14 protein-coding genes and 1 tRNA gene are annotated in these 14,290 nt (G+C 68.2%); 7 read left to right on the forward strand and 8 right to left on the reverse strand.

Annotation, left to right across the window (positions count from 1 at the left end; genetic code table 11):
- Window positions 1-80: 80 nt before the first annotated feature.
- Window positions 81-548, reverse strand: coding sequence for a GatB/YqeY domain-containing protein (locus tag ACFV6E_RS38760; RefSeq protein WP_385468215.1), 468 nt, complete (start codon window positions 546-548; stop codon window positions 81-83).
- Window positions 549-725: 177 nt separating this feature from the next.
- Between ACFV6E_RS38760 and ACFV6E_RS38765 the strand changes: the two genes are divergently transcribed.
- The 5 genes from ACFV6E_RS38765 to ACFV6E_RS38785 all read left to right on the forward strand — a co-directional run bounded on the left by ACFV6E_RS38765 (window position 726) and on the right by ACFV6E_RS38785 (window position 4,460).
- A complete protein-coding gene (locus ACFV6E_RS38765) occupies window positions 726-1,652 on the forward strand; it encodes a metallophosphoesterase (protein ID WP_385468217.1) in 927 nt (308 codons plus the stop codon).
- A gap of 55 nt (window positions 1,653-1,707) precedes the next feature.
- The gene (locus ACFV6E_RS38770) at window positions 1,708-2,496 is read left to right on the forward strand and encodes a Pr6Pr family membrane protein (RefSeq protein ID WP_385173123.1); all 789 of its coding nucleotides are present in this window, start codon (window positions 1,708-1,710) and stop codon (window positions 2,494-2,496) included.
- A 34-nt stretch (window positions 2,497-2,530) separates the two neighbouring features.
- Window positions 2,531-2,604 (forward strand) — tRNA-Pro (locus ACFV6E_RS38775).
- 244 nt (window positions 2,605-2,848) lie between these two features.
- Entirely contained in the window at window positions 2,849-3,538 is a 690-nt protein-coding gene (locus tag ACFV6E_RS38780; protein ID WP_382470793.1) for a DUF488 family protein, read from the forward strand.
- An 88-nt stretch (window positions 3,539-3,626) separates the two neighbouring features.
- Window positions 3,627-4,460 (forward strand): hypothetical protein, encoded by an 834-nt coding sequence (locus ACFV6E_RS38785; RefSeq protein ID WP_385468221.1) that lies wholly within the window; start codon window positions 3,627-3,629, stop codon window positions 4,458-4,460.
- A gap of 20 nt (window positions 4,461-4,480) precedes the next feature.
- Here the strand turns inward: ACFV6E_RS38785 and ACFV6E_RS38790 are convergent, their stop codons facing one another.
- The 7 genes from ACFV6E_RS38790 to ACFV6E_RS38820 form a co-directional block, all read right to left on the reverse strand.
- Window positions 4,481-5,587, reverse strand: coding sequence for a DUF3644 domain-containing protein (locus ACFV6E_RS38790; RefSeq protein ID WP_385468224.1), 1,107 nt, complete (start codon window positions 5,585-5,587; stop codon window positions 4,481-4,483).
- A gap of 171 nt (window positions 5,588-5,758) precedes the next feature.
- Window positions 5,759-7,276, reverse strand: coding sequence for a LacI family DNA-binding transcriptional regulator (locus ACFV6E_RS38795; protein WP_385468227.1), 1,518 nt, complete (start codon window positions 7,274-7,276; stop codon window positions 5,759-5,761).
- 32 nt (window positions 7,277-7,308) lie between these two features.
- On the reverse strand, window positions 7,309-7,686 hold the full coding sequence (locus ACFV6E_RS38800) for a helix-turn-helix domain-containing protein (RefSeq protein WP_385468230.1): 378 nt from the start codon (window positions 7,684-7,686) through the stop codon (window positions 7,309-7,311).
- Window positions 7,687-8,042: 356 nt separating this feature from the next.
- Window positions 8,043-9,491 (reverse strand): AAA family ATPase, encoded by a 1,449-nt coding sequence (locus ACFV6E_RS38805; protein ID WP_385468232.1) that lies wholly within the window; start codon window positions 9,489-9,491, stop codon window positions 8,043-8,045.
- Window positions 9,485-10,525: a hypothetical protein gene (locus ACFV6E_RS38810; protein WP_385468235.1), complete on the reverse strand. Its 1,041-nt coding sequence runs from the start codon at window positions 10,523-10,525 to the stop codon at window positions 9,485-9,487. The genes ACFV6E_RS38805 and ACFV6E_RS38810 overlap by 7 nt, the downstream gene beginning before the upstream one ends.
- Window positions 10,526-10,731: 206 nt before the next feature.
- On the reverse strand, window positions 10,732-11,436 hold the full coding sequence (locus ACFV6E_RS38815) for a hypothetical protein (RefSeq protein WP_385468238.1): 705 nt from the start codon (window positions 11,434-11,436) through the stop codon (window positions 10,732-10,734).
- Entirely contained in the window at window positions 11,433-12,593 is a 1,161-nt protein-coding gene (locus ACFV6E_RS38820; RefSeq protein ID WP_385468240.1) for a glycosyltransferase family 1 protein, read from the reverse strand. Before ACFV6E_RS38820 ends, ACFV6E_RS38815 begins: the two co-directional genes overlap by 4 nt.
- Window positions 12,594-12,741: 148 nt before the next feature.
- Between ACFV6E_RS38820 and ACFV6E_RS38825 the strand changes: the two genes are divergently transcribed.
- Window positions 12,742-13,719, forward strand: a complete 978-nt coding sequence (locus ACFV6E_RS38825; RefSeq protein WP_385468243.1) for a multiprotein-bridging factor 1 family protein — start codon at window positions 12,742-12,744, stop codon at window positions 13,717-13,719.
- Window positions 13,716-14,285, forward strand: a complete 570-nt coding sequence (locus ACFV6E_RS38830; protein ID WP_385468246.1) for a peptide deformylase — start codon at window positions 13,716-13,718, stop codon at window positions 14,283-14,285. Before ACFV6E_RS38825 ends, ACFV6E_RS38830 begins: the two co-directional genes overlap by 4 nt.
- Window positions 14,286-14,290: the final 5 nt, after the last annotated feature.

The raw sequence follows: 14,290 nt of genomic DNA on the forward strand, positions 1-14,290 counted from the left end.
TTCCTGATCGGTGGCGATCAGGAACGCCCCCACCGCTTTGTCCACCGCTTCATGGCGGGGCCGTCCGGTGGGCGGCGGGCTCAGCCGCCCGCGAGGAGCTGCTTGACGACCGCGGCGACCCGGCCGCCCTCGGCCTGGCCCGCCACCTTCGGGTTCACGATCTTCATGACCTGGCCCATGGCGCGCGGCCCCTCGGCACCGGCCGCACGGGCCTCCTCGACCGCCTGCGCGACGATCCGCTGGAGCTCCTCGTCGGAGAGCTGCTTGGGCAGGTACGCGGCGAGCACCTCGCCCTCCGCCCTCTCACGCTCGGCCGACTCGGCCCGGCCGCCCTGGGCGAACGCGTCCGCGGCCTCGCGGCGCTTCTTCGCCTCCTTGGTGATCACCTTAAGCACCTCGTCGTCGGAGAGCTCGCGCTTCTCCTTGCCCGCGACCTCCTCCTTGGTGATCGCGGCGAGCGTCAGCCGGAGCGTCGAGGAGCGGAGCTCGTCGCGCTCCTTGATCGCGGCGTTGAGGTCTTCCTGCAGCTTCGACTTGAGCGTGGTCATGTCGTCGATTGTCGCAGGTGTGGTGGACCGTACGCCCGTCGATTTAGCCGCGGCGATTCCGGCGGGACGCCGGGGCGTTGGCGTATGCGGAGGTCCGGGGCTGGGCCCGGGGCGGGCGGGCGCCGGGGTTGTCCACAGGCGGGAAGCGCACCCTCCGGGGTCTGACACGATGGACGTATGCGCGCGCGATACGGAGTACCCCTGGGAATCACGGCGGTGGGCGCCGCCGGTCTGTTGTACGCGGCGGGTTTCGAGGCCCGCTCCTTCCGCCTGCGACGGGTGACGGTCCCGGTGCTGCCACCGGGGATGCGGCCCCTGCGGGTGCTCCAGGTCTCGGACATCCACATGGTGAGCGGACAGCGCAAGAAGCAGCGCTGGCTGCGCTCGCTGGCCGGGCTGCGCCCGGACTTCGTCATCAACACCGGGGACAACCTGTCCGACCCCGAGGGCGTCCCCGAGGTGCTGGACGCGCTCGGCCCGCTGATGGAGTTCCCCGGGGCCTACGTCTTCGGGTCGAACGACTACTACGGACCCAAGCCGCGCAACCCCGCACGGTACTTGCTGGAGAAGGTCCAGGGCCGCCACGGCCTGAACGGCAACGCCCCGGTCGTCGGCGCGATCCACAACCCGTGGGAGGACCTGCGGGACGGCTTCGACGCGGCGGGCTGGCTGAACCTGACCAACAGCAGGGGCGAGCTGAAGATCGAGGGCGCCTCGGTGGAGTTCACCGGCGTCGACGACCCGCACATCAAGCGCGACCGGTACGCGCGCGTGGCGGGCGGCCCGTCCAGGTCGGCCGACTTCTCGATGGGCGTCGTGCACGCCCCGTACCTGCGCAGTCTGGACGCCTTCACCGCGGACGGCTACCCGCTGATCCTGGCCGGCCACACCCACGGCGGCCAGCTCTGCCTGCCCTTCTACGGCGCCTTCGTCACCAACTGCGACCTCGACACGGACCGGGTCAAGGGCCTCTCCCGGCACACCGCGGAGGGCCGGACGTCGTACATGCACGTCTCGGCCGGCTGCGGGACCAACCGCTACACGCCCGTACGCTTCGCGTGTCCTCCTGAGGCGTCGCTGTTGACGCTGGTGGAGCGGCAGTAACCCACATAGCACGTCACGTTTCGCCCGATTCGCGACCCCCACCTAGCGTGGGGGCATGACCGCCCCGTTCCCCAAGGACATGCCGGACCTCCCGGCGATCCCCGGCGCTCCGCCGCCGGCCCCGTCCTTCGTCCCCCCGACGGCGGTGTCGGCGCCCCCGCGCCGCGCCGCGGCCACCGCGTTCCGGCTCTTCGTGGCCGTGGCAGCCGCCGCGGGCGTGGCCGTCTGCCTGGCCACGGGCAGCAGCCCGATCCGGACCGTGAGCTACTTCACCGTCCAGGCCAATGTGCTGGTGGCCCTGGTCTTCACCGCCTCGGCCTGGCGCGCCTGGGCCGCCCGCCGGCCCCTGCCCGGGCTGCTGACCGGCGGCGCGCTGCTCTACGTCCTCAGTACGGGCCTGGTGTACCACCTGCTCCTGGCGAACAGCTCCAGCCCCTTCTCGATCACCGGCCACATCGAGGCGCTGACCGGCTGGCAGGCGGTCGCCAACCAGCTCCTGCACACGGTGACGCCGCTGGCCGCGTTGCTGGACTGGCTGCTCCTCAGCAGCCCCGCTCCGCTGCGGGCGGGCCAGGCGGCGACCTGGCTGCTCTACCCCCTGGCCTACCTGCTTTTCTCCCTCGTCCGCAGCGCCCTGATCCCCCCGGCCTCCTCCGTGCGCTACCTGTACCCCTTCCTGGACGTGAGCCTCAGCGGCCACCTCGGCGTGCTCAGCAACGCCCTCCTGCTCGGCCTGGGCTTCTACGCCCTGGGCCTCCTCCTGGTCGTCCTCGACCATCTGCGCCCCGACCCGGTCAGCCGCCGCGCCAAAACCGGATTTCGTCTCCAGCCACCAGTGGGCTAAAGTAAACGACGTCGCCGCGACAAGCGGGGGCAATCGGGGTGTAGCGCAGCTTGGCAGCGCGCTTCGTTCGGGACGAAGAGGTCGTGGGTTCAAATCCCGCCACCCCGACAGTGAAGTACCAGGTCAGGGGCCTGATCCGCATGACGGGTCAGGCCCCTGAGTGGTTCCTGGAGATCATTTGGGAGAAATCTGGGAGAAGATCTTGGTCGACTTCCCCCAGGGACCAGTCTCCAGTGCCGCAGAATGAGTGACGCCCAAGCGCTCTCGGACCTGCGCGTTCGCGAATCCAGGGCTCGTAGCTGACCAGGAACGCCGTGGCGGGCCGCCCCAACGGTCGTTAGGAACACCGCATATGGCAGGTCATCGCTCAGCTCCTCCCCAAGGCCCCGCCCATGCGCTTGCCCAGCGAGTGCGGGCGTTACGGGAGGACCGCGGGTGGACGCGTGAACGGCTGGCCAAAGAGGCAGGCATCGCCGCCGTGACACTGCGTCGCCTGGAGAGTGAGGGAGCGATCCAGCCAGGTTTCTTCACCGTCGGCGCGGTGGCTGAGGCCCTTTCCGTCTCCCTCGATGATCTTTTCCGGGTGACCCAAGCCCCGCCCGTTACCCCCGGTCTCTGGTCAGCCGGATACGAAGGCCGAGACATCGACTCATTCGTCGCCTCTCTCGTCGACAGTCACATCGGTGTCGTAGCGGACGTACGGCTCACCCCGATCAGCCGCAAGAAGGGCTTCAGTAAGACCCGCCTCGGGGAGGCTCTGGCCGAAGCCGGCATCGAGTACACGCACCTTCGTGGCCTGGGCAATCCGAAGGACAATCGGGAGCCCTTCTGGGACGGCCGCGTCGAAGTGGGGTGCGCGCGCTTCCGTGGCCTGCTGCGATCCGAAGAGGCCCAGGCCGACCTTGACCGCCTGACAGAGCACGCCCGAGCGTCGCGGGTCGCGGTGCTGTGCTTCGAGAAGGACGAGAGTCGCTGTCACCGGCAGGTCGTCTTGGAGACGGTCCGCAGCCGGGTCCGAGTGCCCGTGAATCCCTTGGCCTGACTTCGTCCCCGGCTTTCGCAGGCGCCCTTGCCAGCGGTGCATGCCTCTCGTCCAATCAGATCGGGGAGATCGATGGAGGGGGCACACCATGGCGTCGTCGGCATTCGGGAAGCGACAGCGCGCACGGATCATGATTACGGTCAAGACGTACCCGGAGCTGTCCAGCAAGTACCGCGAGACAAGCTGTGTGGCTGGCATACGCCTCGACCAAGGCGAGCCACAGCACGTGCGGCTCTTCCCTGTGCCCTTCCGGCTCCTCAGCGAAGAGGCGCAGTTCTCCAAGTACTCGATCATCGAAGTCGACGTCGAACCACACCGCCCCGAACGGGACTCTCGCCCGGAGAGTCTCCGGCCTTATCTCGACACATTAGAGGTGGTGGGTGAGGTGCCGTCCGACGGCGGCTGGCGGAAGCGGTACCGGCACGTGGAGCCATTGGTTGCCCCGTCGCTCTGCGCCATCAAGCGGGACCAGGAGAAGCAAGGAACGTCCCTCGGCGTCTTCCGGCCCGCCGAGATCACCCGCTTCCGGCTGGAGGCCGCCGAGCCCTGGTCCGTCTCCAAAGCTGCGCTGGCCGACCAACTCGACTTGTTCGAGCAGGAGCTGAGCCCACTGGAGTGGGTGCCGCTCGACCTCCGCTACAGCTTTCGCTGCGCCGAGAAAGACTGCCCGACACACGACATGGGGTTGAAGGACTGGGAGGCAGGCCAGTCGTACCGCAAGTTCTTGCGTAAGTACGGCGAGCACGGGGTCCGTGATGCGCTCCGCGAACGCTGGTACACCCGGATGTGTGCCCCGAACAGGGCCGTTCACTTCTTCGTCGGGAACATCGCGGCCCACCCCAAGACGTTCATGCTGCTGGCCGTCTTCTATCCGGAGCGGAAGGTCGTCGAGTACGTGCAGGACGGTCTGTTCGGCGGGTGAGTAACGCTCCCGCTGCGTACTCAGGCGGACTTGCTGTGCTGCTGCGGGCTGCTCGCTTTCGGCTGCTTCGGAAACTGGGTAACCCTCTTCATGCGAGGTTCCCTACCGAAGACCGAACGGTACTTCTCGACCGTGCCGATCTCCCTGACGATCTTCTTCACCCACGCGGGTGTGTAGACATACGCGCCGAACGCCTCGCTGTAGATGCAGTACTTCGCGTCCGTGGCACAGGGATCGGGAGCCCCGGTGGCAGGTCTGACTCCGAAACGTCGCCACATCAGCGCATGCTCGTGGCTGGCGCTGAATTCGAAGGGCACCTGGTCTTCGACGAGGCGAGCCACCTGCCCCGGAAGCAGCTTGTCCTTGTCTGCTACTTCGACATGCTTGACCTTCTCGATCACCGTTCCGAGGCGCCCGGCCTCGACCATCGTCCTGCGCTCTTCCTCGCTCAGTTCGTCGAGCTTGACAAAGTTAATTGCGAGGTCGGCGTCCGTCTTCGACCCGATAATGGGCACGAGCCGCACGCGGTAGTCGTATCGAAGATCGTCGAGCAGTGCAGGATCGATGGCGGCCTCGAACTTCGCCACCAGATCACGAGTGTGCTTCGGCAGCTTCTTGGCCGCAGCCTGGAGTTGTTCCCGCCCCTCAGCGGTAAGGGCCTGAACCGAGATCGGGAATCGGAGCCGATCGGCGAGGCTGCACTCGGAGCCGAAGTGAGCGACCACTTCCTGCTCATAGTTCATGACGAGCGCCTGAGCCCGCCCACCCGTCACGATCTTCAGGTTGTGCTCGTACCGGTGCTCCACCTTGTTGCGGAGCGCCACGAAGAGTTCCCCGTTCAAGCGCACAGGATCCTGATTGTCGGGAAAGCGCTCTCTCAAGCAACGGTCCAGATCCCAAGCCTTGGGTTCGCCGTCGATCAGCTCGTGGTGACCCGTCTTGGGGTCCCTGTAGTGATAGTCGATCTTCGCCTTGTGGAACTCCGCATGAAGCAGGTAGTGCCACGCCTTGTGCATGTGCGTGAGGAAATCGCTGTAGTTACCAGTCGTGCAATTCCACTCATCCACTGCTTTGAGGGCGTGCCGCTGCGACTCCAGGAGGATGTGGCGCCATCTCGCGTATGCCATGTCGTGCGTCCTTCTCGTCCATAAGAAGGATCACACCAACGGCCGCATCAGCACAAGCACAATTCACACAACAGGTCAGGAACACCACAGGAAACGGCACTACCTGCTACTCCATGACATGGACCCCGCCCCACACCGCCTGGTGCCCACGGCAGTGGGCACCAGGCGGGGCTAGGGGAGGTCTGCCGCGTGTGTGCGCAGCAGGTCATTGAGCACCTCTACAGGGGACGTCGGGCACATGGCCAGACGAGCATCGAGTGCTGCCTCCCACTGCTGCGTCAGGCCGAGCATCAGGCGTTCACGCATGCCACGAGTGACATGCGCGTAGCGCGTCGAGACCGAGCCGTCAATGTGGCCCATACGTTCGTCCATGAGGACCTTCTCGGTGCCGAGGTCCTCCATCATCGTGCGGTGGGTGTGCCGGAGCCCGTGGGGCGTGAGGCCCTTGGCGATCGGGAGCCAGCAGGCGTCGGCCCGAGCAGCAGTGCCTCGGCCTCGGGCCGGAATGCCGGGCCACGGCTCGCCGAGGATCGGTACCGGGCGGGCCTCCTGCGGTGCCTTTTTCGGGTACCAGCCGGAGGCCGCCGGGGTGAACAGCCAAGTGGCGAAGCCGTTTCGGCGCCAGTGGGCCGCATGGTCCGACGTCCCGCCTCCGCGTACGAACCCGAGCTCTGCGACGGCGAGTTCCACGCGTACGCGGGTGGTTTCGCGTACGCGGTCCGGATGGTTGAGAACGTTCGAGACCGTGCCGGTGGAGACTTCGGCGCGGCGTGCGACATCGACAAGCTTCGCGCCCTGGTGACCGCCCGTGCGGGCTGCGCCCTGGCCTCGGAAGACGTACGTCTTGCCGTGGCAGGGGCAGGGCGTCGGCTTCGTACGGGCGACGTGGTTGAAGACCAGGGCGGACAGCCAGTCCATCGAGTCGATCGTGCGATAGCTGTCGTCCTTGGGTGGGCAGCGGACCAGCTCGCCGGTGTCCAGTTCGTACAATTGCCACTCGGCCCTGAAAGAGTCGCGTCGGACGAACTCCGTCTCCAGGCCGACGATTTCGCCCCAGCGCTTCCCGGTGTAGCCCTTGAGGACGGTGGCAACGAACTCGTCGTCGCGGCCGGAGAGCAGGGCCGCCCGCTCCGCGGTGAGCAGGATGCCGAGCGCGTCGGTGACGACCTTCTCCTGGCCGCGGTCGCGTGAGCGGCCGGCGCGCTTGCCTCGGCCGCGTCGCCTCGCCGCCGGGTTGGACGTGAGCAGGCCCTCGTCGATCGCGTCCTCGAAGATCAGGTGAAGCGTCGAGCGCCAGGTCTTGACGCTGGAGGCCGCGTACGCGGCGCGCTCCTTCTTCTCCCACAGCTCGACGTCCGTGCGCTGGATGCCTGCGAGCGCCTTGTCGTCGAAGTCGGGGAGCAGGTGCTCCTCGATGTGGCGCTTGTAGTTCTGCATGGTCGACGCGGCCAGGTCCTGGGCGGCGTACCAGCGGCTGGCGTACTCACCGAAGGTCTCCTGGCCGAGGCCCGGGTCGCGCCATTGGCCACGGCGGACGGTCACCTCTTCGGCGTCTGCGGCCTGCTTGGCCTCGCGCTTGGTGGCGAATTTGACCACGGCGCCCGTGGAATCGGCGACGGTGCCGTACTGGCCGTCGGCGATCTTGTACCGGCCACGCCAGTAGCCGCTGCGCTTCTCTGCGTACCCCACAGATTTCCCTCCCTTCTGTCGTGTGGGGTGCGTTAAGCAGCGGTTCCGTACTGGGACTTGGCCATGCGCCGTGGCGCCCGAGCCTTGAGGCGGGCGGTGGGCTCGGGCGTCTCGCGCCGTTGCCGGGCAGGAGGCTTCGGAGCAGGGGTCGAGACAGCGCCGTGCGGCTGCGGATTCCGCGCCGGACGCTCTTCGTGCATGCGGACGATCTCGGCAAGGTGCTCGCCCGAGAAGCGGTACGCGCGGCCGACGCGCGTGAACGGGATGAGCCGCCGACGGGCCCGGTCCTTGACCCACCAGGCGGAGCAGCCGAGAACCTCGGCGACCTCCTCAGGGAGGTAGAGGCGCGGCAGGGCGGAGTCCGGGGGCGAGAGGGGCGTGGAGGCAGGGGGTATTGCGGCTTGGCGCAAGGAGGGAGTCCTCTTCAGGTGCATGGCGGGCGTAGGCGCGGCAACACCGGCCCGCCGGTCGATCGCTAGGGATGAGGGGAAAGCTCCCGTGCTGGGAGTTTGCAGGCCCAGGACGGGAGTGGGCGCTGGAGCTACGCCTCGTCGGCAGAGGGGGCGTCGACGTCACCCGGCGGAGGACCGTGCATCTTCAGCGGCGGTCGCGAGCGGCCATGTCGGCCACCGACTCGCGGATGGCCGGGCGGCGGATGTCCTCCAATGCCCAGTGCGGCCACCGGGGCGCGTACGACTACGTGGCTCGCGTCAACGGTCACGCTGTCAGGGGCGACAAGGCGACGCAGGTCGAATCCCGGCGGAAGTCAGTTGCCTCGACTCGACCGGTCGGACATCAGCGTCGTCGCCAGTCGCTCGGGATCCCCGTCGTAGACGACGACGTCTTCGTCTTCAGCGGGCGGATCGAATCGGGCGAAGAAGTCGTCGAGGGCTTCAGGGGTGACCGTGAGGGCGTTGGCGTCCTCACGCTGGTTGCGTTCGGCCAGGCGCTGGAGCAGCACGTCGCGGTCGGCGGGGAGGTAGACGACCTGCGGATGGCCTCCGGCTCGGCGGGCGGAGTCTCGCCAGGCATCGCGCTCGTCGCGACGCCAGAGCCCGTGATCGAGGACGATGTCGTTACCCGCCTGCAGTTCCTTGGTGAAGCGGGCCCGGATCGCCTCGACGACAGGGCGTTCGCGCTCGAAGTAGGTGTGCTCGGGGTAGTCCACGCCGTAGCGGCCATGCAGGCGGTGGACCTCCTCGTCGACGGAGAGCCGGGTGAAGCCGTGCGCCGCGAGAGCTTGAGCGACGGTGGTCTTCCCGGAGCCGGTCAGCCCGGTCAGGAGAACAGCGAGGGGCACAAGGCTTCCCTTCTGTGGCGAGTGTGTGTCAGCGGGCATTGTTCCTAACCGCGGTGGGGGGGTCGCGTGTGGCGGTCGCCACGAGGTGAAGATGCCGTGGGCCTCCGTGGTCCAGCTCGACGGCATCCTGTTCAAGGTCACCTGCCGGAAAGCGAACCGGGGGTCACTCACGTTGATGGCACCGCCATGGCGTCCGACGTGGGCCAGGAGGTGGCCGGCCTCGTCGCGGACAGCCGGAGTGTGTTCCTGCCAGACGCCGGACGAGAAGTGCTGGACCCGACGGCGCAGATCATCCAGGACACCGGCGCGCCATTTGAAGTGGTGTACAGCGCAGAGGTGTTCGGGGTCGGGCCGATGATCCGGAGCTCGGTGGTTGCCTGATGCCACGGCGACGTCGTGGCGGGCGAGAACGACCTTGCGGGGGTCTCCCCGCAGGAGGCGGTGGGTGAGATGGCCGCCGAGGGGATACGCGCGGTCGAGGCCGCCTTCGGGTCGCCAGCCAGTAAGGCGTCCGCTGGCCGCGACTCGGTCGAGCATGAGACCGCCGACGGCGCGGTGTCCGGCGGCGTCGGCTCGGGCCATGACGTCGGTGAGATCAGCTGGGTACTGCTGGAACTCGTCGACGTCGGCGAGCAGGTGCCAGCCGGGCCCGGCGCGATGCCGTAGTGCGTCTCTGAGCCGGGTGTTGGTGTGCTCGTGCCACGGACCGACGCTGGTCCCGATGGGAACGATGCCGCATCCACGGGCGGTGGCCTGGAGGTCACGTCGCAGTACGGGAGAGACGTGCTCGGGGAAGTGGAAGGCGAGGAGGAACCGCTCGACGCCCAGTTGCTGGTAGTGCCGGACCCAGGCGGCGAGGAGCGGCGGCTCGATGGGGCCGATGACGGCGATCAGTGCGGGCGGTGAGGTCAGCATTCGGCGCTCCTCGGTCGGGGCTCCGCGTTTTCCAGGGAGGCGAAGGTGTGTGTGAGGAAGTCGGCCTGCTCCGCGGCGGAGCGCATCCCGACTTGCCCCGGCGCCTCGGGGCCCGGCCGGGCGGGCGGCATGCGGATGATCTTGTGCAGTGCGTCCGTAAGGGCGGCAGGTTCGCCGGCGGGGAAGGTCCGGGCCCAGGGCAGCCCGTCCAGGCGGGTGGTGAGCGCGGGGTCGTGTTTCGAGACGAGCAGGGAGACGCGGAGGCGTGCGGCATCCATGACCAGGCCCGATTCCTTGCCCGTGCCGGGGAGGCGGGTGACGAGGGTGACGTCGGCGGCCGCATACACAAGACGCAGAACGGCCTCACTGACAGGGCCGGGCACCGTGTGAACGCGCAGACCCGGCAAGCTGCGCCAGCGCCCCAGAACCGCCTCGTCGAACGGGGTGCCGGCAACCACCAGATGCAAGGGCTCCTTGAGCCGGGGCAGAGCCTTGTCGACCGTGTCGATGTCCTTGTACGGCCACCAGCCGCCGACCAGGCACACCACCGCCTCCGCTGCCGGGATGCCAAAGGCCACTCGGCCGCCGTCGCGCTCCACGTCGGTGAGGCACTGGCCGTCATCCACGGCGAACGGGCTGATGACCGCAGGCAGGTCAGGGAACGATGTAGAGAGCTGACGGCCCACGGCCTGTGTCGGGCACGCCGCGATCGTCCGTTGCTCACCTCGGCGAGCAAGCCGACCGAGCACTCGCACGAGCAGGTCCTCGGTGGTGACCTGCTCGTGCACGAACCGCAGGTGCGGCTGGCCGCCCAAGAGCGTTGCCAGCCCGTGCAGAGCCTCGCTCGCCGTGAGGATCACGACCGCGTCAGCACCGGGCGCCTGCTGTCGGGCGATGCGCAGGGCGGACGCTTCGGCGAGGCAGCGGGCGAGGAGCGTGATCTGGTGCGGTAGCCGCCGAAGCCGGCGAGGCCACCTGCGGGGTCGGAAGGCCCAATGGCCGACAGCGGAGACGCGAGTCGCCAGCCTGGACAAGGCCAGGAGCGTACCCGCCGTAGCCCCGTGCGGACTCGCGAACGTGCGGGCTCCCGTCTCCCGCAAGGGCGTCTCCCCATCGGCCGCGATCCCGTTCGGAGCGATCACCACGCTCCCGGGACGGGCCCGGGCGAGAGCGATCAGGGTCCGCTGGTGGTGCCCGCCCATTCGATGGGCGTACGGCTCGATGAGTACGAGTGGCTCACTCATCCCGAAATCACCTGGTCCCCGTGCGCAGCGGTGAAGCGCTCTCGCAGCCACGCGGGGTCGTTGAGATGGTCGAACTGTAGCGAGTCGCGGGCCGCCTCCCGGGCGAACTCGATCCCCTCGCTCGCCCCGACGGCGGCAAAGTCGGAGAACTCGCCGGTGCGGCTGCCCATCCACGCCTTCATCCGCTGACGGGCATCGTCGTCGGCCATCCCGTACTCACTGCCGCGGGCGAGCATGGCGCACTCACGGAAGCCCGCCTTCCAGGCGTGCAGAGGGCTTTGGTTGAACCGTGTGATCCCAGCGTTCTGACGGGCGAAATCGATGCGGCCGGGCAGGGCTGCGAGGACGTCCACGGCTGCGCCCATGTCGCGCAGTGCGCTGCGGCGGATCAGTTTCAGTCCGCCGTAGCCGTAGATCAGGCCGTTGACGGGATTGACCGCCTGCCAGACACGCATGGAGACGCCCTCATCCAGCGGTTCGACCGCGGACGGGTCGAAGTCGGTGTTGATGGCGAAGTCCCCGTCGGCGAGGAAGAACTGCTCGTGGTCGACGACCTCAGCGCACAGCCGGTAGGCCCTGCGCATGCCGTGCACCCCGTGCAGGCGTTTGACTGTGCCGCCGAGTGTCCGCTGGAGTCGGGAGTGCAGGGAGTCGGCCATCGGCTCGTCGTAGGACAGGAAGACCGCGTCGAAGCCGGTCACGAGATCGCCTCCAGGTACCGGGCGGCGATGAGCGCGGGCGTGAAGTCGTGAGTGGAGGCGTACGCGCGCTTGGCGTGCAGGGCGTGGAACTCGTCATCCGTGACGAGGCGTTCGGCCAGGGCTACTGCCTCTTCGGGCGTGGTGAAGCACAGCTCGGGGTCGATGTGCTCGGCGAGCCAGCCCAGCTTGGGCGCGATGACCGGCAGGCCCATGCCCTGGCAGTCGATCACGCTCATCGACCAGGGGCAGCCGTGCCGGAACGGGGCGATGCCGAAGCGGGCGCCGGCCAACAGGTGCTTGTAGCGGATGCGGTCGCCGCGATCGGAAACGACCTGGACGTGCGGGAGAGCGGCCAGTTGGTCTCGCATCCGCTCCGGGCTGTCGTCCAGCCCTTTGCGCTCGGCCCGGCGGTCTCCGAAGAGGTCCATCACCCTCAGTCGCACCTTGCCGGACTCCGTCAGGTCGCGCGCCATACGGACGAACTTGTCGGTTCCGTAGTGCGCGTAGAGCCGGTGGTTGTAGATGCCTATCTTGCTGTCCGGGCTGAGGTCGGAGCTGGTAGCGGCGGGATCGCGCACCAGCCGCTCGTCCCGTGGGGCCGGCACCACGCGGAGCCGGTCGCCCAGATCCACGGTCATACGGGTGGCGGCAGCCGACACCCAGGAGGCGGCCGTGGAGGAGTGCACCATCACGCGGTCGCAGGCGGCCAGACCGGCGGCGAACGTCAGCTGCACCGGCCGGCCGAGCCCTGCGTCGTTCAGGGACGGGTCGAGCAGCAGCTGGCCACCGCTGTTGAAGGAGAAGGGGAGGTAGTGGCAGTACCCGGCGAGCAGTGCGTCAACTCCGGCCTCCAGCAGTGCGGTACGGATCGCGGGCGCCTCCTCGATCTGGTTGGCCACCACCACGTCCGGCCGCTCCGACCGGATCAACGTGACGAGCTCGTCGACATCGTTCGAGAAACGGGCCCGATACTTCGTCCCGGGCGTCTTCGTCTGCCGGAAGCCGCAGCGGGAGTCACCGGCCGCGGCCGGGGCCGCGACGGTCACCTCGGCGCCGGCGTCCACCAAGGCCGGCGCCAGCAAGTCGGCGAAGATCCACCCCGAATCCGCCGACAGGCGATCAGGGTTGGAGATATTGAGCAGGTACAGCACACGCATGGGATGTCGCCTCCCTCATCTGCCCGGACGGGTCGATCCGGGCCGCTGAGGGAAGGAAAGCGGAGACGGGCACCGTGACGGGATGATGAACTTGGATCACTCACGGTTCATTCATGCTCACCAACAAGTGACGCGGGGCGGGGCTTCGATGGACGCGCACAGCGAGGAGATCACCGTCGAGCAGGCGGCCGAGGGCTTCGCGGCCGAGGTAGCCAGGTGGCGGGAAGTACGCGGCATGTCCAAGCGCGCCCTCGCACGGGCCATGGGCTTCGACCCGTCCTACGTCAGTCACGTGCAATCAGGCCGCCACAAGCCCAGCGAGGAGTTCGCCCGCCTCGCCGACGAGGCGCTGAACGCCGGAAAGGCGATCTGGCGGCGATGGGGCGACTACGAGCAAGCCCGCGTCCGCGCAACCAACCGTCCGGCTGTGCCGACGCCGACCTCCTCCAGGGCGGAGCAGCCGTACGCCACCGGTTCCGCTCTTGTCGTCGAGCACGACGCCGCCCTGCTCCAGTACGACGGCAGCGCCTACCGCCTCACCATGCGCAGACTGCTGCGCAACACCGGGACCGAGCCGATCACGCGCTACCTGATCCGTATCTCCGTCGACCGCTACCCCGGAGACCCAGAACGCTCCAACATCCACTACCGGGCTCATCCGCTGACCTGGGACGAACTCGACCTCACGGCGACCTGTCGCGGCGAGACGATGCGCTGGCAGGCCAAGCACGACCGCGACGCCTTCAAAGAAGTCTGGCTGCTGTTCGACAACGAGCATGGGCGCTTCCCGCTATACCCCGGCGAATCCGTGTGGATCGAGTACGCGTACACCGTCGGGGACGACAAGTGGGGCAACTGGTTCCAGCGCGCCGTCCGCCTTCCCACCGAACAGCTCGAAGTCCAACTCGCCTTCCCCGCGCACCTGGATCCGGTCGTCTGGGGAACCGAGACCTCCATGACTGCCGAAGCGTCCCCGCTACGCACCCCGCCCGTCCGCAGCGACGCGGGCGAACTGAGGCAGTTCACCTGGATCACGGCGACACCCGCCCTGCACGCTCGGTACCGTCTGGAGTGGCGATTCCGGGCCAGGCCCGAACAGGACATGAATCAAGGGGAGTTCAGGTGACCGACGTACGGCCCAGTCAGCGCATGCGCGATCTCGGAGTAGTCCAGCGCGGCGCCGGCATCCTGGACGAAACGGCCCGCGCCTTCAGCCTGCCCTCCGAGCGCGACGAAGCCGAGCGCATCACCGACGAACTGTTCGCCGCCCTGGACCGCATCGGCCAGGTCCACCCCTTCGCCAAGGGCATGGGCATCGCCGCCCCGCAGATCGGCATCGGCCGGGCCGCAGCCGTCGTGCAACCCCCTGCGAATGCCCCCGCCGTCATCCTCCTCAACCCGAAGATCACCGCCCGCTCCGAGGAGACCGACGAACACTACGAGGGCTGCCTCAGCTTCTTCGACGTACGCGGCCTCGTGCCGAGACCGTTGACGATCACCGTCGAGACCTCGACCCTCACCGGCGAGACCGTCACCACCGTCTACGAGCGCGGCCTCGCCCGCCTCATCCACCACGAGATCGACCACCTCGACGGCCTCGTCTACACGGCCCGCATGAAGACCGGAGTCGTCCCGATCCCGGTCGAGGAGTACAGGCAGACCGGTCAGGCGTGGGCCTACGAGCGGTCCTGAGGTAC

Origin of the sequence: Streptomyces sp. NPDC059785 (assembly GCF_042732375.1) — a bacterium.
GTDB lineage: Bacteria > Actinomycetota > Actinomycetes > Streptomycetales > Streptomycetaceae > Streptomyces.

Excerpts from the sequence above, each read along its gene's own strand:
- ACFV6E_RS38760 (WP_385468215.1), bottom strand. The coding sequence starts at position 548 with ATGACCACGCTCAAGTCGAAGCTGCAGGAAGACCTCAACGCCGCGATC.
- ACFV6E_RS38785 (WP_385468221.1), top strand. The coding sequence starts at position 3,627 with ATGGCGTCGTCGGCATTCGGGAAGCGACAGCGCGCACGGATCATGATT.
- ACFV6E_RS38780 (WP_382470793.1), top strand. The coding sequence starts at position 2,849 with ATGGCAGGTCATCGCTCAGCTCCTCCCCAAGGCCCCGCCCATGCGCTT.
- ACFV6E_RS38790 (WP_385468224.1), bottom strand. The coding sequence starts at position 5,587 with ATGGCATACGCGAGATGGCGCCACATCCTCCTGGAGTCGCAGCGGCAC.
- ACFV6E_RS38805 (WP_385468232.1), bottom strand. The coding sequence starts at position 9,491 with ATGCTGACCTCACCGCCCGCACTGATCGCCGTCATCGGCCCCATCGAG.
- ACFV6E_RS38765 (WP_385468217.1), top strand. The coding sequence starts at position 726 with ATGCGCGCGCGATACGGAGTACCCCTGGGAATCACGGCGGTGGGCGCC.
- ACFV6E_RS38825 (WP_385468243.1), top strand. The coding sequence starts at position 12,742 with ATGGACGCGCACAGCGAGGAGATCACCGTCGAGCAGGCGGCCGAGGGC.
- ACFV6E_RS38820 (WP_385468240.1), bottom strand. The coding sequence starts at position 12,593 with ATGCGTGTGCTGTACCTGCTCAATATCTCCAACCCTGATCGCCTGTCG.
- ACFV6E_RS38770 (WP_385173123.1), top strand. The coding sequence starts at position 1,708 with ATGACCGCCCCGTTCCCCAAGGACATGCCGGACCTCCCGGCGATCCCC.